Annotated in this window: 20 protein-coding genes and 1 pseudogene; 7 read left to right on the top strand and 14 right to left on the bottom strand. The window is 45.3% G+C overall.

Annotated features, from left to right (window positions below; translation table 11 throughout):
* Position 1 precedes the first annotated feature (1 nt).
* Positions 2-1,369 (top strand): TrkH family potassium uptake protein, encoded by a 1,368-nt coding sequence (locus tag DK187_RS02670; protein WP_111605789.1) that lies wholly within the window; start codon positions 2-4, stop codon positions 1,367-1,369.
* Between the two features lie 91 nt (positions 1,370-1,460).
* Here DK187_RS02670 and DK187_RS02665 read toward each other — a convergent pair whose 3' ends face one another.
* The 6 genes from DK187_RS02665 to rpmH all read right to left on the bottom strand — a co-directional run bounded on the left by DK187_RS02665 (position 1,461) and on the right by rpmH (position 6,810).
* Positions 1,461-1,895 (bottom strand): type II toxin-antitoxin system death-on-curing family toxin, encoded by a 435-nt coding sequence (locus tag DK187_RS02665; protein ID WP_111605788.1) that lies wholly within the window; start codon positions 1,893-1,895, stop codon positions 1,461-1,463.
* Position 1,896: 1 nt separating this feature from the next.
* Positions 1,897-2,916, bottom strand: a complete 1,020-nt coding sequence (locus DK187_RS02660; RefSeq protein ID WP_111605787.1) for a DNA-binding protein — start codon at positions 2,914-2,916, stop codon at positions 1,897-1,899.
* Positions 2,917-2,997: 81 nt separating this feature from the next.
* Positions 2,998-4,377 carry a tRNA uridine-5-carboxymethylaminomethyl(34) synthesis GTPase MnmE gene (gene mnmE, locus DK187_RS02655; protein WP_111605810.1) on the bottom strand — a complete coding sequence of 460 codons (1,380 nt, stop codon included), beginning with the start codon at positions 4,375-4,377 and terminating at the stop codon, positions 2,998-3,000.
* A gap of 140 nt (positions 4,378-4,517) precedes the next feature.
* Positions 4,518-6,173 carry a membrane protein insertase YidC gene (gene yidC / locus DK187_RS02650; protein ID WP_111605786.1) on the bottom strand — a complete coding sequence of 552 codons (1,656 nt, stop codon included), beginning with the start codon at positions 6,171-6,173 and terminating at the stop codon, positions 4,518-4,520.
* A 95-nt stretch (positions 6,174-6,268) separates the two neighbouring features.
* Positions 6,269-6,667, bottom strand: coding sequence for a ribonuclease P protein component (gene rnpA, locus DK187_RS02645; RefSeq protein ID WP_111605785.1), 399 nt, complete (start codon positions 6,665-6,667; stop codon positions 6,269-6,271).
* A gap of 8 nt (positions 6,668-6,675) precedes the next feature.
* Positions 6,676-6,810: a 50S ribosomal protein L34 gene (rpmH, locus tag DK187_RS02640; protein WP_012072147.1), complete on the bottom strand. Its 135-nt coding sequence runs from the start codon at positions 6,808-6,810 to the stop codon at positions 6,676-6,678.
* A gap of 511 nt (positions 6,811-7,321) precedes the next feature.
* On the opposite strand from rpmH, the gene dnaA reads away from it, so the two are divergent.
* The 4 genes and pseudogenes from dnaA to gyrB all read left to right on the top strand — a co-directional run bounded on the left by dnaA (position 7,322) and on the right by gyrB (position 13,632).
* The gene (dnaA, locus tag DK187_RS02635; protein WP_111605784.1) at positions 7,322-8,872 is read left to right on the top strand and encodes a chromosomal replication initiator protein DnaA; all 1,551 of its coding nucleotides are present in this window, start codon (positions 7,322-7,324) and stop codon (positions 8,870-8,872) included.
* A 32-nt stretch (positions 8,873-8,904) separates the two neighbouring features.
* A complete protein-coding gene (gene dnaN, locus DK187_RS02630; RefSeq protein ID WP_111605783.1) occupies positions 8,905-10,002 on the top strand; it encodes a DNA polymerase III subunit beta in 1,098 nt (365 codons plus the stop codon).
* A gap of 98 nt (positions 10,003-10,100) precedes the next feature.
* Positions 10,101-11,208, top strand: a pseudogene (recF, locus tag DK187_RS02625) (DNA replication/repair protein RecF).
* A complete protein-coding gene (gene gyrB / locus DK187_RS02620; RefSeq protein WP_111605781.1) occupies positions 11,209-13,632 on the top strand; it encodes a DNA topoisomerase (ATP-hydrolyzing) subunit B in 2,424 nt (807 codons plus the stop codon).
* Positions 13,633-13,724: 92 nt separating this feature from the next.
* Here gyrB and DK187_RS02615 read toward each other — a convergent pair whose 3' ends face one another.
* Complete coding sequence (locus DK187_RS02615) at positions 13,725-14,570, bottom strand: SDR family oxidoreductase (protein WP_111605780.1); 846 nt, start codon at positions 14,568-14,570, stop codon at positions 13,725-13,727.
* Positions 14,571-14,653: 83 nt separating this feature from the next.
* Here DK187_RS02615 and DK187_RS02610 point away from each other — a divergent pair, with 83 nt between their 5' ends.
* Positions 14,654-15,064: a winged helix-turn-helix transcriptional regulator gene (locus tag DK187_RS02610; protein WP_111605779.1), complete on the top strand. Its 411-nt coding sequence runs from the start codon at positions 14,654-14,656 to the stop codon at positions 15,062-15,064.
* Between the two features lie 84 nt (positions 15,065-15,148).
* Here the strand turns inward: DK187_RS02610 and DK187_RS02605 are convergent, their stop codons facing one another.
* The 3 genes from DK187_RS02605 to DK187_RS02595 all read right to left on the bottom strand — a co-directional run bounded on the left by DK187_RS02605 (position 15,149) and on the right by DK187_RS02595 (position 19,152).
* Positions 15,149-15,895 (bottom strand): siderophore ferric iron reductase, encoded by a 747-nt coding sequence (locus DK187_RS02605; protein ID WP_111605778.1) that lies wholly within the window; start codon positions 15,893-15,895, stop codon positions 15,149-15,151.
* 43 nt (positions 15,896-15,938) lie between these two features.
* Positions 15,939-18,080, bottom strand: a complete 2,142-nt coding sequence (locus tag DK187_RS02600) for a TonB-dependent siderophore receptor (protein WP_111605777.1) — start codon at positions 18,078-18,080, stop codon at positions 15,939-15,941.
* A 142-nt stretch (positions 18,081-18,222) separates the two neighbouring features.
* Positions 18,223-19,152 (bottom strand): AraC family transcriptional regulator, encoded by a 930-nt coding sequence (locus tag DK187_RS02595; protein WP_223232268.1) that lies wholly within the window; start codon positions 19,150-19,152, stop codon positions 18,223-18,225.
* Between the two features lie 155 nt (positions 19,153-19,307).
* On the opposite strand from DK187_RS02595, the gene DK187_RS02590 reads away from it, so the two are divergent.
* Positions 19,308-20,438 carry an MFS transporter gene (locus DK187_RS02590; RefSeq protein ID WP_111605776.1) on the top strand — a complete coding sequence of 377 codons (1,131 nt, stop codon included), beginning with the start codon at positions 19,308-19,310 and terminating at the stop codon, positions 20,436-20,438.
* 76 nt (positions 20,439-20,514) lie between these two features.
* On the opposite strand, the gene gmhB is transcribed toward DK187_RS02590, so the two are convergent.
* The 4 genes from gmhB to trkA all read right to left on the bottom strand — a co-directional run bounded on the left by gmhB (position 20,515) and on the right by trkA (position 24,552).
* Positions 20,515-21,072, bottom strand: a complete 558-nt coding sequence (gmhB, locus tag DK187_RS02585) for a D-glycero-beta-D-manno-heptose 1,7-bisphosphate 7-phosphatase (protein WP_111605775.1) — start codon at positions 21,070-21,072, stop codon at positions 20,515-20,517.
* Between the two features lie 80 nt (positions 21,073-21,152).
* A complete protein-coding gene (ybaK, locus tag DK187_RS02580) occupies positions 21,153-21,626 on the bottom strand; it encodes a Cys-tRNA(Pro) deacylase (protein WP_111605774.1) in 474 nt (157 codons plus the stop codon).
* Positions 21,627-21,640: 14 nt separating this feature from the next.
* Positions 21,641-23,089: a TrkH family potassium uptake protein gene (locus DK187_RS02575; protein WP_111605773.1), complete on the bottom strand. Its 1,449-nt coding sequence runs from the start codon at positions 23,087-23,089 to the stop codon at positions 21,641-21,643.
* An 89-nt stretch (positions 23,090-23,178) separates the two neighbouring features.
* Positions 23,179-24,552: a Trk system potassium transporter TrkA gene (gene trkA, locus DK187_RS02570; RefSeq protein WP_111605772.1), complete on the bottom strand. Its 1,374-nt coding sequence runs from the start codon at positions 24,550-24,552 to the stop codon at positions 23,179-23,181.
* Between the last annotated feature and the right edge of the window lie 148 nt (positions 24,553-24,700).

The raw sequence follows: 24,700 nt of genomic DNA, 5'->3' as shown, positions 1-24,700 counted from the left end.
TATGGTGATGTGGGACCCCTCGGTTTCTCCTATTGAAAGACACCCAAAAGCCGCTAAAAAGATCATGGCAGCACCGCCTTTGATACTGTGTGGCGGCTTTTTATTGTTGATTGTTATAGGAACATGTTTACTCAAACTGCCCATGGCCACAACAACCCCAATTGGTTGGGTACATAGCCTTTTTACTGCCACGTCAGCCGTCACAGTAACAGGGCTGGTGGTACAAGATACGGGCACGGTTTTTACGACTTTTGGGCAAGTCGTGATTGCGGTGTTAATTCAATGCGGTGGTTTAGGTTTAATGACCTTTGCTGTGGTCACTCTCGTTGCTCTAGGCGGCCGTATTGGTTTTTTACAACGTACGGTTGCGATTGAAGCCTTTAATCAAACCGACGCCTCTAGTATCGTTTCCACGGCCAAATCTGTGCTGTTGTTTTCCTTCATCGTCGAAGCCATTGGCATCTTGATTCTTACGGTGCATTGGAGCGAGACACTCGGCTGGAAAACCAGTTTATTTCATGGTTTTTTCTACACCATCAGCGCCTTTAATAACGCAGGCTTTGCATTGAGTGCCGACAGCCTTGTTCCTTATGTGGCCGACCCTGTGGTGAATTTTACTATAAGCGGATTGTTTATTATCGGTGGTTTGGGTTTTTCCGTCTGGATTGATCTAATGAAAAACCGCCGCTGGGCAAGACTTTCGCCTTACAGCAAGATGATGATCATTGGCACCATTGTCATCAATTTGGTGGCTTTGCTTACGATTTATTTTATTGAATACAGCAACCCAAATACTCTCGGTCCCCTGAGCGAAACAGGCAAATGGCTTGCCTCATGGTTTCAGGCGGTAACCCCAAGAACTGCGGGCTTTAATACGCTTGCGATAGATCAACTAGAGGACGCGACTACGGCTCTTATGCTGCTGCTGATGTTCATTGGAGGGGGGTCTTTGAGTACCGCCAGCGGCATTAAGGTAGTGACCTTTATGCTGTTAATATTTGCCACTTATGCGTATTTACGACGCGATTCCGAAGTCAACGTGTTTAAGCGAGAAATCCCCAAAGACGTGATCAGTAAGGCACTCGCGTTAACCATGATCTCAATTGGTGTGACTTGGTTGGCGATTTTTGGCCTCTTGATCAGTGAAAAACACGCCGACTTCCTAGATGTGGTTTTCGAAGCGGTCTCAGCACTTGGCACTGTAGGGTTATCTCGAGGGTTAACTGGAAACTTAAGCAATACCGGCGAATTTATCATCATCTTCTTGATGTTTATCGGCCGCTTAGGCCCATTAACACTGGCCTACTTCCTCGCCAGCCCAAGAAGCAAAAAAGTCCGCTATCCAAAAGTTAAAATGACCGTGGGTTAAAGACTTTCAGTGCTCTAAGCCTGATGGTTTAGAGCTCGAATGCACTTCTCTTGATTACAATACAAAACGAGCTAAAAGTGCTGTATATTTTTCAGTTAATGGCGTCTATTAGCTCAATTTTAAGTGTTTCTGGATAATCATCATCCATGATTAGAGATGTAATTAATTTCAGCAGTAGTTCTTTTGAGACTTTTCCTTCTGCTAGCCATACCACGATATTTTCCATTTCTAGTACAAATTTTTTCACGCAGTAGCCATAGCCATTTAGTTCTAGAAAATATGCACCTAAGACCAAACTTGAACGTTTATTACCATCATTGAATGCGTGAAACTTATTGATAGCAAATACTAGATGATTTAGTTTTTCTTCGAAAGTTGGATAGTATAAGTCATTCTGTATATGCTCTAGTACACTTGAAATCTGTCCAAGGTCTTTGATACCTGAAAGCCCTCCTGAATTTTCAATAATCCAGTCATGTTGGCTTATTGCATGCTCTGGATCGAAATAAAGAATAGTGAAATCCATATTATCGATCCTTTAACCTTTTTAATACATTGAGGGTTTCAGTGTCGATAAGTTGTTGTTCTAAAGAGCGGCTTTTCTCCCCTAGAAATCGATCAAAGTCACCTTCTGGTACTGATTGAATATAGTGCTCAAGCTTCTCATGTAGGGCGTCCCGAAATCCTAGATCACTGCTTGCCATACGGATACGAGCGTCTTCTATAGCAGGCTTTAGAAAAGGATTAGACTCTGCCGCAGTGATCATATTGTCCAATTCTACTGGTTTGAGCATCCGACCTAATTTTTCTGATTCTTGTCTTAATTGCACAGCAAGTCCATGCTCAAAACTAGCAATGGCTTTTAGAACTTCTGTGTACATTGTTTCACGCGTTTTATCTTTATCAGCTAAACGTAGTACTTTCTTATATTCAGTGGCATTTTCACAGAATACAGCTTGGTAAATTTTATCTGTGTAAATGGCATATTTAAAATGCCCCATATCTAGACAGTCTTTCAAGGCATCAGTAAATTGTTTACGGTAGCTTTCTTCCATGTATGCTGTAGGTAAATAGTCTTTGTCTCGCTGATTAATGTATTTTGTATGACCCCCTGCCTTTTCAGCAATTACATCAATCACAAGATCTAACATACGACTACGGATAGCTTTTGCTCGATCACTCTCGGTGACCAGCATTGCTAGATTTAGCAAAGCTCGAAAGGAAAATATGCCAAGTGATGGTGCTTTTGGGCTGATGTCGACGACATTTGTGTCGTCGACATACATTAAACGTAAGGATTTCAATTGCTTACCTTTTAAAACCCGATAGCCATTTGATTTAAGCTCATCAGCATAACTGCTTAAATAGCGATCAATAGTACGTTCATCTATAGTAAGAATATCTGCAGCCTGTTGTTTGGTAAAAACAGTTTCGCCATCAAAAGCTAATCCACCAAGTTGAAAATTAGATTCCAATTGGCTAAGTGCGTAAGGGTTGTTCAGTACATTTTTTCGTGCGACTAATGAGTTTGTAAGATCTTTATTCATTTAGTTACCTGCATCAGTTATTTCTTACTAATCAATAAACTGAGAAATATTCAGTCAATCGAATTTGCTGATTTTTTGCCTTCACTTCCCAATACAAAACGAGCCAAAGATGCGGCCTAACAGGTCGTCGCTGGTGAAGGCGCCGGTGATTTCGCTTAGGGCTTGTTGGGCTTCTTTGAGATCTTCGGCGAGTAACTCTCCTGCTCCGTAGCCGTGTAGTTGCTCGTTACCAGCGTCTAAAAAACGGTTGGCTTTGTTGAGCGCTTCAATGTGGCGACGACGGGCGATAAACCCCCCTTCTGTGGTGCTGTCGAAGCCCATGACGGCTTTTAGATGTTCAGTCAGGTCACGAACGCCCTCACCTGTTTTGGCCGACAGAGAGACGACAGGGACGCCTGAGACCATTTCAATACCCGTACCTTCTTTGGTCAAATCGACTTTGTTACGCACTAAGGTAAGGTGTTTGGTATTGCCCAGTTTTTCCATGAATTCTGGCCAGATTTCGCTTGGGTCTTTTGAATCTATCGATTGGCTGTCGACCATCATGAGAATGCGATCCGCTTTGCTGATTTCGTCCCATGCGCGCTGAATACCGATGCGCTCTACTTCGTCTGGGCTGTCGCGTAAACCGGCGGTGTCGATAATGTGCAGTGGCATGCCATCCAGATGGATATGTTCACGCAAGACGTCTCGAGTGGTGCCTTCGATGTTCGTCACGATGGCGGACTCTTTGCCTGATAAGGCGTTCAATAAGCTGGACTTGCCGGCATTGGGACGCCCTGCTATGACCACGTTCATGCCTTCGCGAATTAAGGCGCCTTGATTCGCTTCTTTGAGCACGTCAACAAGCTTCGCTTGAATGCCTGCCAGTTCCGCAGCGACTTTGCCATCTCCAATGAAGTCGATCTCTTCTTCTGGAAAATCAATGGCGGCTTCCACGTAAATACGCAGGTGAATCAAGGCTTCAACCAGTTCGTCTACGCGTTTTGAGAAGGCACCTTGTAAGGAACGCAACGCGCATTTAGCCGCTTGTTCTGACGTACTGTCGATCAAGTCGGCAATGGCTTCGGCTTGCGTTAAATCCATTTTGTCGTTCATGAAGGCACGTTCGGAGAACTCCCCTGGACGTGCTAAGCGCGCACCAAGGGCAACACAATGACTCAACAGCATGTCCATGATGACAGGGCCGCCGTGGCCTTGTAGTTCAAACACATCTTCGCCAGTGAAGGAGTTGGGACCTGGAAAATATAAGGCGATGCCTTCATCGAGCTGTTCTTGATTCGTGGTTTTAAACGGTACGTAATGGGCATAACGCGGTTTAGGCTCAAAGCCGATAATCTGTTTGGCGATGGCAAGGCTTTTTGGGCCGGATAAACGAATGATCCCTACGCCACCTCGGCCAGGAGCGGTGGCTTGTGCGGCAATCGTGTCTTGGTCTGTGGCGTATTGGAAATCGGTCATAATCAAACTCTGTGCGATGATAAAAGAAAATAAATAGAGATGGCTGTCATTGTCCGTTAGCAAGACAAGCATGGCAATCTAAACGTAAAAAAGGCCTCCCAATGGGAAGCCTTTTTTGAAATCAAAGACCGATTTTGTTATCAGGCTTCTTTTTCGATACGTTTCGTAATGATGTACTGTTGTATGATCGACAAGGTGTTGTTTGTCACCCAGTACAGTACCAAACCGCTCGGGAACCACAAGAAGAAGAAGGTAAATGCGATCGGCATAATCTTCATGATTCGAGCTTGCATTGGATCTGGCGGTGTTGGGTTAAGCATTTGCTGTCCCATCATACTAAGACCCATTAAGATAGGCAGTACGAAATAAGGATCCATTACAGATAAGTCATTGATCCATAAGAAAAATGGCGCGTGACGTAACTCAACAGACTCCATCAGTACCCAGTACAAAGAAAGGAAAACCGGCATTTGTACCAAAATAGGTAAACAGCCCCCTAGTGGGTTTATTTTCTCTTTTTTGTAAAGTGCCATCATGGCTTGCGACATCTTTTGACGGTCATCACCGTACTGATCTTTCAGCTTGGCAATTTCAGGACCGAACTTACGCATTTTCGCCATAGAACGGTAGCTTGCGGCAGACAACTTAAAGAAGATTGCCTTAACACACACTACGATCAAAATGATGGCGATACCCCAGTTAATCACATAAGACTGGATCAATGTTAACAGCCAAAATAGTGGTTTTGCTAACCACCATAACCAACCATAATCGACGGTCAAATCTAGATTTTCTGCGGTGCTTTCAAGGTGATCTTGTAACTTAGGACCAACATAGAACGTTGAGCTTAATGTACCTTGTTTGCCTGACGCGATTTCCACAGGAGAACCGGTGAATCCAATGATGTTAAAGTCACCATTAGTACGCGCTTGTAAAGTGACTTTTTGGCCTTGCTCAGGAATCCAAGCAGACACAAAATAGTGTTGTAGCAACGCAACCCAACCTTGTGTGGTGGTGGTTTTAAGCGGTTCTTCTCTCATGTCAGAAAAAGATACTTTTTTGTATTTGTTCTGCTCATCAGAAACCGCACCGCCTAGGTAAGGCTGTAAGCCCATGCTAGTGGCCGTACTTGGATCTTCTGAATTGTCACGTTTAATCTGTGCGAACAGATTACCGCGCCACGTACTTGAAGACGTGTTATCAACCGTGATCAATTGGCGAATACGGTACTGACCTTTCGTAAAACGGAAGGTTTTGGTGTATTTCACGCCTTTTGCATCGGTGTAATATAGATTTACGTCAAGCGAGTCTTCACCATCCGCCAAAGTATAAGTCGTTTTTTCTGACTGATAGACTGGACGGCCTTCTGGCGAAGCGTCGGGACCGTTTTGACCTACTAAACCACTTTGCGTGACATAAGTACGCGCAGAGCCATCTTCTAAAATGACATAAGGATCCGGTTGGCCTAATTCTTTTTTGTATTGCAGCAGGGCTGCTTCAACAAGGTCACCGCCAACTGGATTAATGGCAACACGCAAGGTATCGGTTGTCACTTCTATCAGTTTTCCGGGTGCAATTTGGCTCACACTTTGCGGAATCTCGGCATTCGCATCGGTCGTACTTTGAGTTGCCATAGGCAAATCATCGTTCATTTGAGAGTTTGTCTCAGGTTGAGACTGTGTGCTTTGAGCTACGCTTTGAGTGGACTGAGGACCATAATCTTGGCTCCACTGTAAAAACAGCATGTAGCCACTGATAAAAAGCGCACCCCATAAAAAGTAACGTCTGAAATCCATGGTATTCAACTAATTCATTTGGTTAGACAAGCAGGTTCATTGAACCCTTATAAAAATCACGCGCTATTAAACCAGCCTTTGGCAGTTTTTTCAGCCTATTTCTGCTTATCTTGATCGCGTTTTTTATTTTGAACGGGTTTTAAGGCTTTTTTTGCCAACTGATCCCATGCTTTATCGAGTCGGTTGTGCAAATCCGCGTTTTCCAGTTCTTTGATGCCTTGTCGTGCTAAGAAGACAATATCAAGACCTGAAAGCGGAATTTTGTGGTGACGAAAGGAATCACGTACCAAGCGTTTGATACGATTCCGGCCTACCGCACGTTTATCCGTTTTTTTCGACACAATAAGACCCAACCGAGTTTGGTTGTCATCTCGTTTTCGTGCCAATAAAAGGAATTCGCCTGCAAAGACTTTGGAGGAGGTGTCATTAAAGACAGATTGATAATCCCCGGCATTCAGAAGTCTGACGTGCCGAGGAAAACAATATTCGGTCATCAGCGTACTTATGCGCTTAGAACCTTGCGGCCGCGAGCACGACGACGAGCGATAACTTGACGTCCGCCTTTAGTAGCCATACGAGCACGGAAACCGTGGTTACGTTTGCGTTTTAGAACGCTAGGTTGGAAAGTTCTTTTCATCTTAATTCTCTCACTGAATGCAGTGTTTGAGTTTTGAGGGTTAGCTCGCGCCAAGCCTCTACATTTGATTGGTCAAATCAGGGCGCGGATTTTAGAGGCTTTTTCCAGTAAATTCAATGCTTACAGAGGGGAATTATAAAAAAAAGAGCTGCACAATTCATTCAATACTTACGCACAGAGTTTTACCAAAGAAGTGGATAAAGAAATTTGAATAGAAATATTTTATCCACAGAGACTTTTTTTAAACTTCTAATGTGTATAAAAAACAAAATGATAAAACGTTTTCCACATGTGGATAATATAAAAATAAACGCATTTTATCGTGTGTATAACTTGTGTTTTTATGCACACAAATATTTCTTATCTACGGCTGTGTATAACCTGTTGTGTTATTAACATTTTTTGATTTACGACAGGAATCGGGTTTTTTTCTATTTATGTGTGGATAACTTTAAATGCCCGATGTAAAATCCGCTCCTTGTCTGTCACTCAACCAGGGAGTACGTCTACAGTGTCTTTGGAGCATTGGAATCTTTGTCTGCAGCGCTTGCAGAGTGAGTTTTCCACATCTCAGTTCAACACCTGGATTCGTCCATTGCAGGCTGAAATGATGCCGAATGGAGAATTGTGCCTAAGTGCACCAAACCGTTTTGTGTTGGATTGGGTGAGTAACAAATATCAAACGCGCATAAAAGAATTATTGTCTGAATTTGCTGGCGATGACCTTGCCCCAGCTTTAAAGCTGGAGGTGAAGGCGCAAAACTTTGCACAAGCAAATTCGATGTCGCCGCCACCGCCGCCGGTTTCAAATGAACCCGCTATTAATCCGCTGAATAATGAAGTGGCGAGAGAATCTGGCTATCGTCCAGGTTTTGGCTTAATGGATGACGAAGAAGGCAGTCCAAACGCTGACCTAGAATTTGAAGCACCATTAACCTTATCTGGTACGGGATTACGTGGGGAGCTTGAACCTTATGAACAGGGTCAGCTGCCATTAACAGCCCCTAAACGTAAAGTTCAGGTAGAAGGGGGTATTAATCACGGCGCGAACTTAAACAATTCTTTTACCTTTGATAACTTCATCGAAGGTAAATCGAACCAGTTGGCGCATGCGGCTGCCTTGCAAGTCGCTGAAAATCCAGGTGGTGCTTACAACCCTCTCTTTATATACGGTGGGGTTGGCCTAGGTAAAACTCACTTAATGCAGGCCGTCGGTACGGAGATGATGCGTCATAATCCGAATGCTAAAGTGGTTTACTTGCACTCTGAACGTTTCGTTGCTGACATGGTAAAAGCGCTTCAGTTGAACGCGATCAACGATTTTAAACGTTATTATCGTTCGGTTGATGCCTTATTAATTGATGATATTCAGTTTTTTGCTGGTAAGGACCGTACGCAAGAAGAGTTTTTCCACACCTTTAATGCTCTATTAGAAGGTGGCCAGCAGATGATTCTGACCTGTGACCGCTATCCTAAAGAGATCCAAGGTTTGGAAGATCGTCTTAAGTCGCGTTTTGGCTGGGGTTTAACGGTTGCTATTGAACCGCCTGAGTTAGAAACGCGTGTGGCGATTTTGATGCGTAAGGCGGATGAAAGTGGCATCAAGCTATCTTATGATTCGGCATTCTTTATCGCACAGAAAATACGTTCAAACGTACGTGAATTAGAAGGTGCGTTGAAGCGTGTTATCGCTAACTCACATTTCACCGGACGAGCGATTACGCCGGATTTCGTGCGTGAGTCGTTAAAAGATCTTTTGGCCTTGCAAGATAAGCTGGTAAACATCGATAATATCCAGCGAATTGTAGCGGAATACTACAAAATTAAGATCAGTGATCTGCTGTCGAAACGTCGTAGTCGATCGGTGGCTCGTCCTCGCCAAGTGGCGATGTCGTTAGCCAAAGAGCTGACCAACCATAGCTTGCCTGAAATTGGCGATGCCTTTGGTGGCCGCGACCATACGACAGCCTTGCATGCGATTCGCAAGATTAAAGAACTGCAAGATACGGATTCGGATATCCGAGAAGACTACAAACAATTGATGCGAATTCTGACCACCTGATGGTCTAAGACTTTGAGTTTACGAGGAAAATAATGAAATTTTCAGTCGTCCGCGAGACACTTCTTAAGCCACTTCAACTAGTGGCAGGCGTTGTAGAGCGCAAACAAACCATGCCGGTCTTGGCCAATGTGTTGGTGGAAGTGAAAGACCAAGTACTGACTTTGACTGGCTCTGACTTAGAAGTCGAATTGGTGGGCCATGTACCTTTAGATGAGTGCGAAGAAGGCCGAATTACGGTGCCAGCGCGCAAGCTCATGGACATTTGTAAAAGCTTACCAGACAGTGCGGTGATTGAGTTCACCTTGGATGATCAAAAAGCGGTGATTCGTTCTGGTCGTTCACGTTTTAGTTTGTCTACTTTGCCAGCGGATGAGTTTCCGAATATCCAAGACATGCAAGGCGATCTAACGGTATCTATCGCACAAAATAGCGTACGTCGTTTGATCGACCGTACCGGTTTTGCGATGGCAAACCAAGATGTACGTTATTACCTAAACGGTATGTTGTTAGAAGTCGCAGATGGTCAGCTGCGTGTTGTTGCGACCGACGGACACCGTTTGGCAACGGCGGTTGAAGACGCACAAGTAAGTGGCGATTTGACGCAAGTTATTGTTCCGCGTAAAGGGGTATTAGAACTAAACCGCTTGCTAAACGATACAGATGAAGTCGTTGAGCTAACGATAGGTACAAACCATATTCGCGCGAAAGTCGCGGAATATGTGTTTACCTCGAAATTAGTCGATGGCAAATTCCCAGATTATCACCGTGTTATTCCGCGCAACAACGAAAAAATCGTTATTGCCGATCGTTTGGAATTACGCCAAGTATTCCTACGGGCATCGATTCTTTCTAACGAGAAATACCGTGGTGTGCGTTTGATTTTGTCTAACGGCATGTTGCAAGTGTTTGCCAATAACCCAGAGCAAGAAGAGGCCGAAGAGTCTGTATTGGTGCAATACCAAGGCGACAACATGGAAGTGGGCTTCAACGTGGGTTACTTGTTAGACGTACTGGGTGTCGTAGACTCTCAAGAAGTGCGTTTGTCATTGAATGACTCCAACAGCAGCGCCTTGATCGAAGAAGCACAAAGCCACGCAGCGCAATACGTTGTGATGCCGATGCGTCTTTAATCATCGCTTAGATGATAGACCTATCACCCGTTTGGCAATGTTGTTTTTTAACATGCCAGGCGGGTTGTCTTCCCTACCCTCATTAAGGTTTAAGAGTTATGCCGCTGGTGCGTTTGGACATCTCTCATGTTCGCAACCTTTCTAGTGTGCGCTTTGAACCTTCGCCCCAAGTAAATGTGATTGTTGGTAAAAATGGCAGCGGTAAAACTTCTGTCTTAGAAGCCATTCACCTATTGTCGTTTGGTCGTTCCTTTCGTAGCCACAAACACAAGACCTATATTCAGCATGAAAACGAGGCTTGTATCGTCTTTGCGCAGCTTCACCAAACGCAAGGTAGCCCGATTCGTGTGGGTCTACAGCGCTATCGTGATGGTCAAATTGACGTTCGTATCCAAGGCCAACGAGCCCAATCGGTTGTTGAGCTTGCAGAACGTCTTCCTGTACAGCTTATTAACCCCGATGCTTTTCGATTATTAGAGGGTTCACCGAGCATTCGACGTCAATTTATCGACTGGGGGGTGTTTCATTTCGATAAAGACTTCATTCAAGCGTGGCGGGGCTGGCAAAAAGCATTAAAACAGCGGAATACCTTGCTCAGACGTGGTAAAATACCCCTCAGTTTATTGGCGGCATTTGATCAGGAATTGATCCGACTGGGTGAGCAAGTCAATCAATCTCGCAAAGCGTATGTGGAAAAATTAACACCGCATTTTGTGAAGGTTTTATCGCTATTAACCACAGAGCTTTCGGTGAGTTTGCAGTTCTTCCAAGGCTGGGACGCTCAGAAAAGTTTACAGATGGCGGTGGAAGCAGGACGCGAGCGAGATATCGAGCTGGGTTATACGCACACAGGTCCTCAACGAGCCGACTTACGAGTGAAAACCGCGACAGGCGATGCATTAGACACCCTGTCTCGAGGTCAACAAAAACTGGTTGTTTCCGCGTTGAAGATCGCTCAAGGGCAATTACTGATCGATATGGGCCGCCCCCTGGTATTTTTAGTGGATGATTTACCGGCAGAGTTGGACGCTAATCACAGACAAAAACTTTGTCAGTTGTTGGAGTCATTAAACAGCCAAATTTTTATTACCAGTGTCGAGCCTGACACAACGGATTTTACTTGGGCCGACACAACAGACGTTCGTCAGTTTTCGATGAATAACGGCGAACTGTCTTTAATTGAGCAAAGGTTTGCAGGAGAGTTAAATGAGTGAAAATAATTACGATTCGTCCAGTATCAAGGTGCTCAAAGGGCTAGATGCCGTACGTAAACGTCCAGGCATGTATATCGGTGATACGGATGATGGTACGGGTTTGCACCACATGGTGTTTGAAGTCGTGGATAACTCCATCGATGAAGCTCTCGCTGGCCATTGTGACACCATTACTGTACTGATTCACCCAGATGAATCGATTTCTGTTTCGGATAATGGCCGTGGTATTCCGGTTGATATACACGAAGAAGAAGGCGTTTCTGCCGCGGAAGTTATCATGACGGTACTTCACGCCGGTGGTAAGTTTGACGATAACTCATACAAGGTTTCCGGTGGTCTTCACGGTGTGGGTGTCTCAGTAGTAAACGCCCTATCTGAAGCGCTCACTTTGACGATTCGCAAAAATGGTAAAGTCTACGAACAACATTATGTCCATGGTGTGCCACAAGCGCCATTGGCGATTGTCGGAGACTCTGATGGCAAAGGCACAACCGTTCATTTTAAACCTTCTCCTGCGACTTTTAATAACATCCTGTTTGTTTACGACATTCTGGCGAAGCGCCTGCGTGAGTTGTCATTCTTAAACTCTGGCGTTGCCATTCGACTCAAAGATGAGCGCACGGGTAAAGAAGATTTCTTCAACTACAGTGGTGGTTTGCGCTCTTTTGTTGAGCATTTGAACACTAACAAAACGCCTATTAACGATATTTTCCACTTTATGTGCCAACGTGATGACCTAGAAGACGGTATCGCGGTAGAAGTGGCATTGCAGTGGAACGAAGGTTTCCAAGAAAACATCTACTGTTACACCAACAACATCCCACAGCGCGACGGTGGTACTCACCTTGCGGGTTTCCGTGGTGCGTTGACGCGTACTCTAAACACGTTCATTGAGAAAGAAGGGTTAGCGAAGAAGCAAAAAGTGGCGACCACAGGCGACGACTGCCGTGAAGGTTTGACTGCCATCGTATCGGTAAAAGTGCCGGATCCGAAGTTCTCTTCTCAGACCAAAGACAAACTGGTGTCTTCTGAAGTAAAAACGGCCGTAGAGCAAGAAATGACCAAGCGCTTCTCTGAGTTCCTACTAGAGAAACCAAACGAAGCCAAAATCATCGTTAACAAAATGATCGATGCGGCGCGTGCCCGTGAAGCGGCTCGTCGTGCCCGTGATATGACTCGTCGTAAAGGCGCGTTAGACATTGCTGGCTTGCCAGGTAAATTGGCCGATTGTCAGGAAAAAGACCCAGCGCTTTCTGAAATCTACCTAGTGGAGGGTGATTCTGCAGGTGGTTCAGCAAAACAAGGTCGTGATCGTCGTACACAAGCGATTTTGCCGCTGAAAGGTAAAATCTTGAACGTCGAAAAAGCCCGTTTTGACAAAATGTTGGCGTCAGTGGAAGTGGGCACTCTGATTACCGCACTCGGTTGTGGTATTGGCCGTGATGAATTCAACGCGGATAAATTGCGTTACCATAGCATCGTTATCATGACCGATGCCGACGTGGATGGCTCTCACATTCGTACCCTGCTGTTGACCTTTTTCTTCCGTCAAATGCCAGAAATCATCGAACGCGGCCACATCTTCATTGCACAACCGCCTTTGTTTAAAATCAAACGTGGCAAGCAAGAACAATACATCAAAGACGAAGCCGCACTGAATCACCATTTGATTGAAGTGGCTTTGGATGGTGCTCACATGCACGTAAACGAAGAGGCGCCAGGTATCCAAGGCGAGCACCTAGCAAAATTGGTCCGTGATTACATTCAAATTGAAGGCGATATCGATCGATTGTCTCGTGTGTACCCAAAAGATGTAATGGGCAAACTTTTGTATTGCAAACCACTTACTCAAGACAGCCTGACGAAAGAAGCGGCTGTCATGGAATGGGTTGACGCCATCCGTAATCAAATGCCACAAGATGCACGTACGGGATTCCGTTTTGACTTCTCTGTGGAAAAAGACGATGAACGCAATATCTACTTACCAGTAGTCGATATCATGTCTCACGGCGTGTCTAACCGTTACCGTTTTGAAGGCACTTTCTTTAATTCTCCAGAATACAAACGTATTGTAACGATGGCGGAAACGGTTGCAGAACTGTTTGGAGAAGAGTCTTACATTCAACGTGGCGAACGTCGTGAAGCGGTGAAAACCATCAGTGACATGAAGTCTTGGCTAATGAAAGAAGCGTCTCGCGGTATGACCATCCAGCGCTATAAGGGTTTGGGTGAGATGAACCCTGAGCAACTTTGGGAAACCACTATGGATCCTAATGCGCGCCGCATGCTTCGCGTCACCATCGACGACGCCGTTGCCGCTGACCAAATGTTCACCACCTTGATGGGAGACGAAGTGGAACCACGTCGTAACTTCATCCAAGACAACGCCTTGAACGTCGCCAACCTAGACGTTTAAGCGTTTGATTAGCAAATAAAAAAACGGTTAGAGTGAAAGCTCTAACCGTTTTTTTTGATCTAATTTGTATACCTAAGCAAAGCTAAAATGGCTTACAACGCCGCTTTGATGCTGTCTTCAATGGACGTCGTAGGGCGACCAATGAGCGTTGATAGGTCTTTGCTGTCGCTGAATAGGCCGCCTTGAGAGGCACCCACTTCGGAATCGGCAAGAACCGCGGCGAAGCCTTCTGGTAAGCCTGCACCCACTAGAATCTTGGTGTATTCCGCTTCAGGAACGTTGTGGTACGTCACGGTTTTACCGGATACCTTGCTAATCGCGGCAGCGTATTCACTGAGTGTGAAGGCATTGTCGCCCACCAGTTCGTAGACTTTACCTGCTTGTCCGTCTTTAACAAGCACTGCGGCCGCTGCCGCAGCATAGTCAGCACGCGCTGCGGTAGACAGTTTTCCGTCTTCAGCACAACCGACCACACCGTATTCTAAAGCGGTCGCAAGGCCCATTGTGTAGTTTTCTGAGTACCAGCCATTGCGAAGTAGTACGTAAGGTACGCCAGATTCCGCTAACAGATTTTCTGTCGCTACGTGTTCTTTTGCCAAAATTAGCGGCGATGTGTCCGCATTTAAGATACTGGTGTAAGCAATCAAAGCAACCCCCGCTTCTTTGGCGGCATGGATGACATTGCGGTGTTGCTCAACACGTTGACCCACTTCGCTGGAAGAAACCAATAGTACTTTTTCCACGCCTTGCATGGCCGCAACAAGAGAATCAAGATCGCTGTAATCCGCTTGGCGAATTTGAACGCCCTTTTCGGCTAAATCGGCGATTTTTTCTGGGTTACGAACCGCTGCCACGATTTGGTTAGCGGGTGTGGTGTTTAAAAGGTTATCGATAACTAGACGACCAAGTTGGCCAGATGCGCCGGTGATTAAAATCATAATATTCTCCTTTGAGTTTCGAGTAGATGGAAGTAGAATATATTACTAACAAACTTTTAGTAAGTACGTACAAAAAGGTAAGTATGGAAAATAATTTACAAAATTCTCAGAACGGTATGGCTCACTTATTTGATCGGGGGGATGTGTTTTCAGACAAGTGCCCTTCGCGTGATATTTTGAAACATGTGACGAGTCGCTGGGGCGTATTGGTGTTGTTCGCACTAAAGGACGGTGAAACACATCGCTTTAGTGAGTTGCGTCGCAAGATATCAGGCGTCAGTGAAAAAATGTTGGCGCAAACCCTTCAAGCCTTAGAGTTAGACGGCTTTGTCCTACGCACGTCGTATCCTGTGGTGCCGCCTCATGTAGAATACAGTTTGACGACATTAGGGCTTGAAGTGGCGGTTCGCGTTGCCAGTTTGGCAGACTGGATTGAGGACAATCTTACGGATATTTTGGCCCAGCAGTCACGCAGTGAAACACTGGTTTCTTAAAGTCTTATAATAATTGGCTTATAATTTAAGTAAGCACTTACTATCTGGTTTATTTGATCTAGTCTCGACGGCGTGGTTTCAACATCAAGAGACGCTACATTGCTGTTTCTGCTTGGCGCTTTTCGTATGCAGTCTTGGGCAGTTGGCGCACAGTTCTCCGCCTTCACGGCGAAAATGTAAGCAGCACGTGTGGCGTACAAACACAGGTGTTTTGGCCGTTTGTAGGTTGAGTCCTTCCAGTGGTTTTAAGGGTAAATTCATGGCCTGTGCCCAAAGACGAAAATCCTTCTCCAGATCGTGTTTTTGCTCATCTGGCAATGCGTTGTTGACGGCAATTAAAGCGCTCATTAGCTGATCCGCGAGTAACCCCTTATAAAGTGCAGGTCGACCCCCAAACGTATCAACATGGACTGTCTCAAATGCATTGAAAAGACGATTGAGTTGTTCGCAAGCGGTTTTAATCAGGGTTTCGTGATTTCCCTCTTGCCATATTCCGTCCGGTAAACAATATCCGGCGACCATCTCACCCTGTTGTTTTTGTTCTATGTCTTGCAAACGCAGTGGCATGGCTTTGAGCTGATAAACACAAATCATCGCCAAATAGATCGGCTGCCAACACACTAATCCCCAACACCGTATACGCCAATAAGGCGCGCCCGTTTCGGGGTGCGCCTCTTGTAGCGTTTTATGCAAAACCCGCAGAGCGGGTTCTGGATGGGTGGCGGATAAGCTTGTCGAGCTTGGTTTCTCATTAGACAAACGTTCTTGCCCATCCAGTACCGCAATGTATGATCTTGCAGTGTTGAAAAGACGATCTATAAGCCTTTCCATGTTTTACCTCTAAATAGTGGCTTTAAGCCATGCCATGAGATAGCTAAAACTCATAGCGGGCACTGATTTCGTAAGCTCTTTCGTCACCAAACCAGCAGTTGGATGCGTCGTAGCAGCTGTAATAGGTTTCATCAAATACGTTGCTCATGGCAAATGTCACGCTGGCGCCTTGCCATTGTGGTGATAATGCCGATAAGTCATAACCGATAGACAAATCGACCAAGGTAAACGATGGCACGGTATTCGAATTGGCGGCATCAAGTTGCATTTGTCCTACATAACGCACACCTGTACCGAAGGATGCTCCGACCCATTTTCCTTCTGTTGGTGCATAGGTTAGCCAAGTATTGAATTGCTTTTCAGGTACCCAAACCGGTGTATTACCTTCTATACCACTGTTGTCTTTGGTCACTTCCACGTCTTGCAGTGTATAGGCTGCTTTGACCGTTATGTCAGGTGTCATGGCGTGTTGTAATTCAAGTTCGATACCACGAGAGCGCATTTCCCCTACTTGGACTTTTTGGCTGTAGTCTGAGCTGTCAGGATCACGAGTCAGTACATTGCGTTTGGTGATTTCAAACGCGGTTGCGCTGGCGGTGGTGTTTCGCTGTTTGTATTTTAGACCGGCTTCCCACTGGTCTGCTGTTGAGGTATCAAACGTCTTACCATTGCGATCTGAGCCGGTGATTGGCTCGAAACTTTGGGCATAGCTGACAAACGGCGCTACGCCATTCTCAAATTCATATAACGCGCCTGCTCGACCACTAAATTGGCTTTGGTCGACTTTGGTGTTGGTCGCTGCTCCGTATTTTACGCCGGTTTCGGTCGATTTGAATTGGTCATAACGGCCGCCGGCAATAAAGACCCATTGATCGAGGCGTATTTGATCCTGCAGATACAGACCCGTTTGTTCTTTGTCGATGGTAAAGTCACTGCTGTAGCCGGACCCTGCGAAGTCTATGTTATCTCTGATAATCTGCTTGTGATCTGGATTATACAGATCAATGCTTGGTGCAACGGCGTCTTCGTATATCACGTCAGATTTGAGTTTTAGATAATCCACACCCACCAAAATATTGAGTTCGGCATTGCCAACATCAAATAATCCAGAAAATTGGTTATCTATATTGATGCCTTCGGATTTTTCATCCGTTAGGTAGGCACGGCGGTTTAGGGTTCTCTCATCACTGTCTAGTGAAGAAGAGTAAGTGTTTTCTTGGTAGGCTTTGGCGGTGGTGAAACGCGCATTTTGTAAAAAGCGCCAAGTATTATTGATGTTGTGATCGAGCTTATAGCCCAGTAATAGAACATCTCTGTCGTAAGTCTCCCAGTTTGTGTCGCCAGCATAAGAATCGGAAGACAGCTTGCCATTGATGCCGCTGTAGACAGTGCCTTTTGATGGCAAAGTGGAGTACACACCCATGCTTGGATCTTTTTGGTAATACATATTGAGGTTCAGCATGGTGTTGTCGCTTATTTTCCAATCAATAGAGGGCGCGATCATGATGCGCTCTTCTTCCGATGTGACGGCTTGTCCGTCTTTTTGACGAAATAATCCAACGACGCGATAGTTCATTGTGTCGTTAATGGCACCTGTACTATCGATCTGTGTTTCGCGTTTATTATCGCTACCTAAGGTTAATTCCACACTATGCTGGCTCTCAGACTGAGGGGCTTTACTAATGAGGTTCACCATACCGCCTGGTGGCATAGCGCCATACAGTGTCGAGGTTGGGCCTTTGAATACTTCTACTTGTTCCACGGCTGCCATGTCGATTTGCGGTTGTAGGTTCCAATCGTTATAGAGTAGCTGCAGTCCGTCATAGTAAGCTTTATCATTTTCAAACCCTCGGATATTAAAAAAATCCAATCGAGTTACCGCGCCACCGCGTAATTCTGTATTGATACCAGGTGTATATCGAACGGCCTCTGCGACGGTTTCTGTACCTCTTTGTTGCAAAGCTTCCTTCTCTATTACTGAAATCGCTTGTGGTGTTTCTTCTGGGTCCAACTGTGTTTTTGTTGCGGTATTACGGTATGTTTGACCTTTTACAACGAGAGTGTCCAATTGATCTTCTAGGTTTATCTCAGTCTTTTCTGAGGTATCAGCAGCAAGCGAATAAGATGAGACTGAGGTAATGGCCAAAGCGAGTAAAGTAAGCTGGAACTGCACAGACGGTTTCATATTAACTCCGAGAAAAGAATAAAACAATATTGATAATGTGTCTCATTCTATTTTTATCGAGAACGTAAAACTTAACCTTTTGGTGCATCTTCCGTCAGGTGGACGAGCCCCTTCTGATGGATCGGACTTCCTTGCCTAGACGCTATCTGGGTTTGATCGGAAGCCAGTATTCCATGTAGCTCTGCTGGCTATGTGGATTGTAATCAGGGTCGTAAATTTCCAGTTCGTAGCCTTGCACGCCATAATAGTTAGATTCAGGTAACCATTGGAAAATAAACCACTCTAATGCTTTTTTAACCGCTGAAGCGTCTCCATGAACGGGAATGACGGCGTATTCTTGGGGTGGAACAATGACGGTATCCAATGGCGCATTGCCAAATAGATTTGCCCCAGAAAAGAGCGGTAATAACACGTCTATGGGTTCTAAGTACCCAGCCCAATAAAGCATTTGATCTGGGTGATCTGCGTGGTCCTGAGTGTCTATGATGCCAATTGGGCGAGTGCCCTTTTTCACAGTTTTTACTTCTAAAATGACCTGAGACCAAAGTCGTGGAACACGTTCTGAAAAATCTGGGGATGCGGACAGTAGTCCCCGAATCCAATCGCATTTGCCTTGAATTTGAAAGCGCTCGTGGCTTTCAACGCGTATTTGAGTGAATGCTTTGGGGGTGTCTGTCTGTGTGTTATCTGGTCTTCTATATTGTAATGGTGTACGTAATCCATGGCGCTTGCCTTGCTGGCGATAGTATCGAGGGGTACAGTTGAACATGTGTTTAAAGGCTCGGGAAAAGCTTATTTCTGAGTCAAAACCACATTCTATGGCAATATCTACATGCTTATTTTTACTGGATAGTAACAGTTCGGCCGCTTTGCTTAGGCGTAACTCTCTTACATACTGCGCGACAGTGAGCCCCGTTGCTTGACCAAATACTCGTTGAAACTGCCAGCGTGACCAACAGCTTTTTTCGGCCAAATTCGTCACATGAATGGGTTCATCCAAATGCTCGTGAATGTAGTCTAGGACCTTTTCGATGCGTGTGAGTCTGGGTGATATCGTCATGGCTAACATCATAAAATAATAACCATTATCATCTAATTGGCTTTTAATGCCAATGGACAATCGCTCGCAGAGGATTTTCTTTTTGGAGTCTATTAATTAATCAAGTTGCGTGATTAAATCCAAATTATCTTTAACCATTCAAAACAATAAAAAATGGATGTTGCTCTATGAAGGAATTGACTCGAACAGCGTTGTATTGCTCTATGTTTATCGGAGTTGGTGCCGTTGCGGGTTTGCTTGGCCCGAGTCTTATTTATTTAGCGGATTTGATTGATGCTTCGGTGGCGGAAATCTCCATCGTTTTTAGCGCGCGTGCCGTTGGCAATATTCTCGGCGCTTTATTGGCGGGACGCATGTTTGACCGTTGGAAAGGTCATCATTATTTGATTGTTATGCTGCTCTGTATGATTACAGGATTGATCTTAGTGCCCTTTTCCACCAGTTTGACAATGCTGGTGGTGTTGTTTTTCTTGTTGGGTGCCACTGAGGTATCTGCTAATGCTGGTGGCAACATGATGATGCTGTGGTTGCACAAGGAAAAGGTCGGCTCCTATGTGACCATTTTGCATTTATGCCACAGTGCTGGTTCCATGTTAGCGCCCCTGATTTTGGTCTTTGCTCAATGGACTGGTCATGGTTATGGTTCGGGTTATTGGATGGTGGCTCTCTATGCTCTGTTATTACCATTATTTTTATGGCGTCAACCTAGCCCAACGTTTGAAGTCAGAGCCAGTGAAGTGGTACCTGTGACAAAGCAAAAAGCCACTTTTTTGGCATTTTTAACGGTCATCTTCTTGTATGTGGGGTTTGAAATCACCATCGCTGGTTGGATCAGTACTTATGCCGTTCTGTCTGGTGAAGATCAAAATAGCGCTGCAATATTAGTGACTTGGTTTTTTGTGAGCCTCTCCCTAGGACGTTTGTTGTCAGTTTTTTTATTGCGTTGGATCACACCTCGTCAAGGTATATACGCTTTACTGTTAGTGAGTTTTACAGGAAGTTTGATGATGGTAATGTCTGATGTGTCGCTTGTGGTGATCGCATTGTGGTTAGGCTTGGGTTGCTCCGCTTTTTTCCCCATGTTGTTTTCCTATGCCAATAGTATTATGGCGCTCAATGGCAAACGAACAGGTTATGTTTTTGTCTGTTGTGGATTGGGGGCGTTGGTTGCGCCATCCTTAACTGGACCCATTATTGAGGCTTTTAGTGTGCAAGCCTTTCCGTTTCTGTTATTAGTTTTGACGCTTCTCATCACTTTCAGTTGGCGCAGATTGGCCGGGATGACGCGAGGCAATTAACCTTGTTGGATGGAACACCTTGTTAGTAACCGTTTACTAACAAGGTGTTTGTAGACGCCTTATTTTTTAAACTGAGTTAACTGTATTTATGCAGTATGGCAATGGTGAACGCTGCTAGGTCAGTATAGACAGTAAATGGGAAGTCTATGGCTTTGTACTGCGTTTCACGGCCTTTTCCCGTCAAAACCAATACAGGTGAGCAACCACGTGCATTGCCTGCCTGAAGGTCTCTCAGAGAGTCTCCTACCATGATGGCTGGGTGCTCTTTGAACGATAGACCAAGCTCTGCTTCGATGGTTTCAATCATGCCACTTTTGGGTTTACGACAGTTGCAGCTGTCATCCGGACCGTGAGGGCAATATTGAATGCCATCTATTTTACCGCCCTCTGCTTCGACAAGTGCTGTCATTTTATCGTGCATGGCATGCAACGTGGCTTCGTCGTAATAGCCGCGCGCAATGCCCGATTGGTTGGTGACAACAAAGACTTTAAAGCCCGCTTTAGACAGCGCCGCGATTGATTTAATGCTGCCTGGAATGGGTTGCCATTCGTCGACAGATTTCACATAAGCGTCTGAGTCTTGGTTAATAACACCGTCACGGTCTAGTAAAACAATGGGTTTGAGTTGCGCCATGGGGAATGCCTTTTTTGAATCGAGTTGAGTCGTGTTGGTTGTACTGCTTTCATTTCGTATCATTATGGATACAGCGTTGGTTATTTTGCTTCACCTATGGCCGCGAAAATGGCGTTACGACAAGCGCGGCTGAGATCATTTGGTGCTAGACCGATATCCAGCCCTCGTTGTCCGCCGCTGACATAGACTTTTTCAAACGCCTGCGCACTTTGATCAATACAAGTGACGAGGCTTTTCTTCTGCCCTACTGGACTGATACCACCAACCAAGTAACCAGTAAGTCGTTCGGCATCTTTTACCTCGGCCATGCGCAGCTTTTTTACGCCTAATGCGCTGGCCGCGCGTTTTAGATTTAACGTGCCAGTGACTGGCACTATGGTCACGAAAGTCGTTTTATCGTCGGTAACGAGCAGTGTTTTGAACACGCAAGCTGGGTCAAGATTCAGTTTTTGTGCGGCCTCTTCACCAAAATTAGAACAATGGGCGTCGTGTTCGTATTCGTGAATACTGTACGCAATCTTCAATTTCTTAAGCTGGTTGATGGCTGGTGTCACTGTGTTAATCCTGATTATTTTTGCCAGAACATGGGAGTGAATAATACCAACAAAGTAAACACTTCTAAACGACCCAACAACATAGAGAAACACAGCATCCATTTTGCAGGATCACTGACGCTGGTAAAGCTAGAGGCGACATCACCTAGACCTGGTCCTAAGTTGTTAAGGGTTGCCGCAACGGCGGACCACGCCGTAACCTGATCCAACCCTGTTGCCATCAGACCAATCATTAAAACGACATACACCAACAAGTACGCGGAGAAAAACCCCCAGACGGCTGATACCACCCTTTCATTGATGGCTTTACCGCCTACTTTAACGGGAATCACCGCACTTGGATGGATCAAACGCTGTATTTCTCGCACCCCCTGTTTAAGGATCAAAAGAATACGAATAACCTTCATACCACCGCCGGTTGAGCTGGCACAGCCGCCTACAAAGGAGGTGACAATCAACAAGAAGGGTAAGAAATGTGGCCATGAAGAAAAGTCTGTAGTACCAAAACCTGAGGTAGTTGCAATGGATACGCTTTCAAACACCGCATAACGTAACGAAGAGCTCCAGTCATAGGTGGATGTCATTGCCAGTACCAACGTAGACAATACGCAAGTGCTCAGCAAGATAAACAAAAAGAAGCGTGCTTCAGGGTCTTTAAAATAATGCCACACGCTTTTATGGCGCCAAGCATAAAAATGCAAAGCAAAATTGCACGCTGACACTATCATGAAAAAGGTACAAATCATTTCGATAGCCACACTATCGAAATACCCAATACTGGCATCGTGAGTAGAGAAACCACCAATAGCCACGGTTGAAAAGCTATGGCAAATGGCGTCGAACAAAGTCATCCCTGCTATCCAATAACCCAAGGCACAGACACTGGTGAGTGTGGCGTAGATAAACCACAACGCTTTGGCGGTTTCGGCAATACGCGGTGTCAATTTTGTGTCTTTCACCGGACCTGGGGTTTCAGCACGATACAGCTGCATACCACCGATACCTAACATTGGCATGATGGCCACAGCCAAAACAATGATACCCATCCCCCCCAACCAAGTTAATAACTGACGATAAAATAGAATTGATTTTGGTAAATCATCGATCCCTGTGAGGATGGTCGCCCCAGTGGTAGTCAGTCCAGAAATGGATTCAAATAAAGCATCGGTAAAAGTGAGGTTTGGCGTGTCTGCTAAGAAAAAAGGCACGGAACCAAACAAACCTAGCACCGTCCAAAATAGAACGGTGACTAAGAACCCATCACGAATTTTTAACTCACCACGTTCATTACGAACGGGAAACCAAAGCAAAAAGCCGCCCAATAAGTTGATTGCTAATGCATATAAAAACGCATGGACAGTGCCATCAGAATAAATGATGGACACAATAATCGGAGGAATCAGCGAGACGCTAAACACCATAACCAATAAACCAATGACGCGTAAAATAACACTAAAATGCATACTTGTTTCCCAGGTCTCGACGTAATGCGTGTTGTCAGACCAGCGTTAATTATTCATTTGAATGAGGGTTAAATTTAGCAAAAGCCACTTTAAAAGAAGGTCAATCCTACTTGGAAAAGTTGCTCTACGGCCGGAATTTGCTTCTTGTTCGTGACGAAAATAATAACGTGGTCTTCCGCTTGAATGACGAGATCCCCCGTGGCGACAATCATATTATCTTCCCTAACAATAGCGCCGATGGTGGCGCCATCGGGTAAATTCAAATTGGCAATACTGCGGCCGACGACTTTCGAAGAGCGATAATCGCCATGCGCAACGGCTTCCAATGCCTCGGCTGCGCCTTTGCGCATCGAGTGAACGTTCACTACATCGCCACGACGGATATAACTCAATAAAGAGCTGATGGTGGTTTGTTGCGGCGATATGGCAATATCGATCATGCCTTCTTGAACAATGTCCACGTAGGCAGGGTTATTAATAATCGTCATAACCGTACGAACACCAAGTACTTTTGCCAGCATAGAAGACATGATGTTGGCTTCATCATTGTTGGTTAAGGCGCAGAATACGTCGGTTGATTCGATGTTTTCTTCAAGCAGCAATTCTTGCTTAGAGGCATCACCATTGAGCACTATGGTGTTGTCCAAGGTCTCAGACAAATAACGACAGCGTTCTGGATCGCGTTCAATGATTTTGACTCGATATTCTTTTTCTAGGCTTTGTGCCAAACGCTCACCGATGTTACCGCCACCTGCAATAATGATACGTCGGTAAGGCACGTCCAATGGACGCAACTCACTCATCACATCAAGCACGTCTCGTTGCGCGGTGAGAAAAAAGACTTCGTCATTCGCGCGAATGTGCGTGTTGCCATCCGGAGAGATCGACTTACCATCACGATAAATAGCCGCGATACGCGTTTGAATGGATGGCATGTGTTCTTTCAAAAAGCTGATGGGCTGGTCGATCAGTGGGCCGCCCTTTTCTGCTTTGACGACCACCAGTTGGACTTTGCCATCGGCGAACTCCATGACCTGCAATGCGCCTGGATAGCGGATCAATCGACTTAAATGTTTAGTCACTTCTTTTTCTGGGCTGATACGAACATCCATTGGGATGGCTTGGTCGGCAAATAATTCTGGGTATTTAGCATACGCACTTGAACGGACGCGACCAATTTTAGTCGGGGTTTTAAAGAGAGTGTGAGCGACCTGACAAGCGATCATGTTGGTCTCATCTTGGTTGCTCACGGCAATCAACATATCTGCGTCATTACAGCCTGCTTGGTCCAATACATCAGGATGCGAGCCGCTGCCCTCCACTGTTTGGATATCGAGACGATCTTGCAGTTCTCTAAGACGAGTAAGATTGGTATCAATGACAGTAATATCGTTATCTTCACTAGCGAGATTCTCTGCCAGTGTGGCCCCAACTTGGCCTGCCCCTATAATGATGATTTTCATAGTCTACCTTAGAGCGTTACGTGTTATTCGGCTCTTTGTTTAATGTATTAATAGAATGAGAAGTTAAATCGTCTTGCTGACCAAACGTGCATAATTTTTACTTGAATCAAGTTGAGCAAGTGTACCGATATAAGGCCAAACATTTAAC

The sequence above is a fragment of the Marinomonas arctica genome, assembly GCF_003259225.1.
Taxonomy (GTDB): domain Bacteria; phylum Pseudomonadota; class Gammaproteobacteria; order Pseudomonadales; family Marinomonadaceae; genus Marinomonas; species Marinomonas arctica.
This window is presented reverse-complemented; position numbering and strand designations above follow the sequence as displayed.

Coding starts and splice junctions, on each gene's coding strand:
- DK187_RS02670 (WP_111605789.1), top strand. CDS start 2: ATGGTGATGTGGGACCCCTCGGTTTCTCCTATTGAAAGACACCCAAAA.
- DK187_RS02595 (WP_223232268.1), bottom strand. CDS start 19,152: ATGATGTTAGCCATGACGATATCACCCAGACTCACACGCATCGAAAAG.
- DK187_RS02660 (WP_111605787.1), bottom strand. CDS start 2,916: ATGAATAAAGATCTTACAAACTCATTAGTCGCACGAAAAAATGTACTG.
- gmhB (WP_111605775.1), bottom strand. CDS start 21,072: ATGGCGCAACTCAAACCCATTGTTTTACTAGACCGTGACGGTGTTATT.
- dnaN (WP_111605783.1), top strand. CDS start 8,905: ATGAAATTTTCAGTCGTCCGCGAGACACTTCTTAAGCCACTTCAACTA.
- DK187_RS02615 (WP_111605780.1), bottom strand. CDS start 14,570: ATGATTTTAATCACCGGCGCATCTGGCCAACTTGGTCGTCTAGTTATC.
- rnpA (WP_111605785.1), bottom strand. CDS start 6,667: ATGACCGAATATTGTTTTCCTCGGCACGTCAGACTTCTGAATGCCGGG.
- gyrB (WP_111605781.1), top strand. CDS start 11,209: ATGAGTGAAAATAATTACGATTCGTCCAGTATCAAGGTGCTCAAAGGG.
- mnmE (WP_111605810.1), bottom strand. CDS start 4,377: ATGACCGATTTCCAATACGCCACAGACCAAGACACGATTGCCGCACAA.
- DK187_RS02590 (WP_111605776.1), top strand. CDS start 19,308: ATGAAGGAATTGACTCGAACAGCGTTGTATTGCTCTATGTTTATCGGA.
- DK187_RS02665 (WP_111605788.1), bottom strand. CDS start 1,895: ATGGATTTCACTATTCTTTATTTCGATCCAGAGCATGCAATAAGCCAA.
- rpmH (WP_012072147.1), bottom strand. CDS start 6,810: ATGAAAAGAACTTTCCAACCTAGCGTTCTAAAACGCAAACGTAACCAC.
- DK187_RS02610 (WP_111605779.1), top strand. CDS start 14,654: ATGGAAAATAATTTACAAAATTCTCAGAACGGTATGGCTCACTTATTT.
- DK187_RS02575 (WP_111605773.1), bottom strand. CDS start 23,089: ATGCATTTTAGTGTTATTTTACGCGTCATTGGTTTATTGGTTATGGTG.
- DK187_RS02600 (WP_111605777.1), bottom strand. CDS start 18,080: ATGAAACCGTCTGTGCAGTTCCAGCTTACTTTACTCGCTTTGGCCATT.
- trkA (WP_111605772.1), bottom strand. CDS start 24,552: ATGAAAATCATCATTATAGGGGCAGGCCAAGTTGGGGCCACACTGGCA.
- DK187_RS02605 (WP_111605778.1), bottom strand. CDS start 15,895: ATGGAAAGGCTTATAGATCGTCTTTTCAACACTGCAAGATCATACATT.
- yidC (WP_111605786.1), bottom strand. CDS start 6,173: ATGGATTTCAGACGTTACTTTTTATGGGGTGCGCTTTTTATCAGTGGC.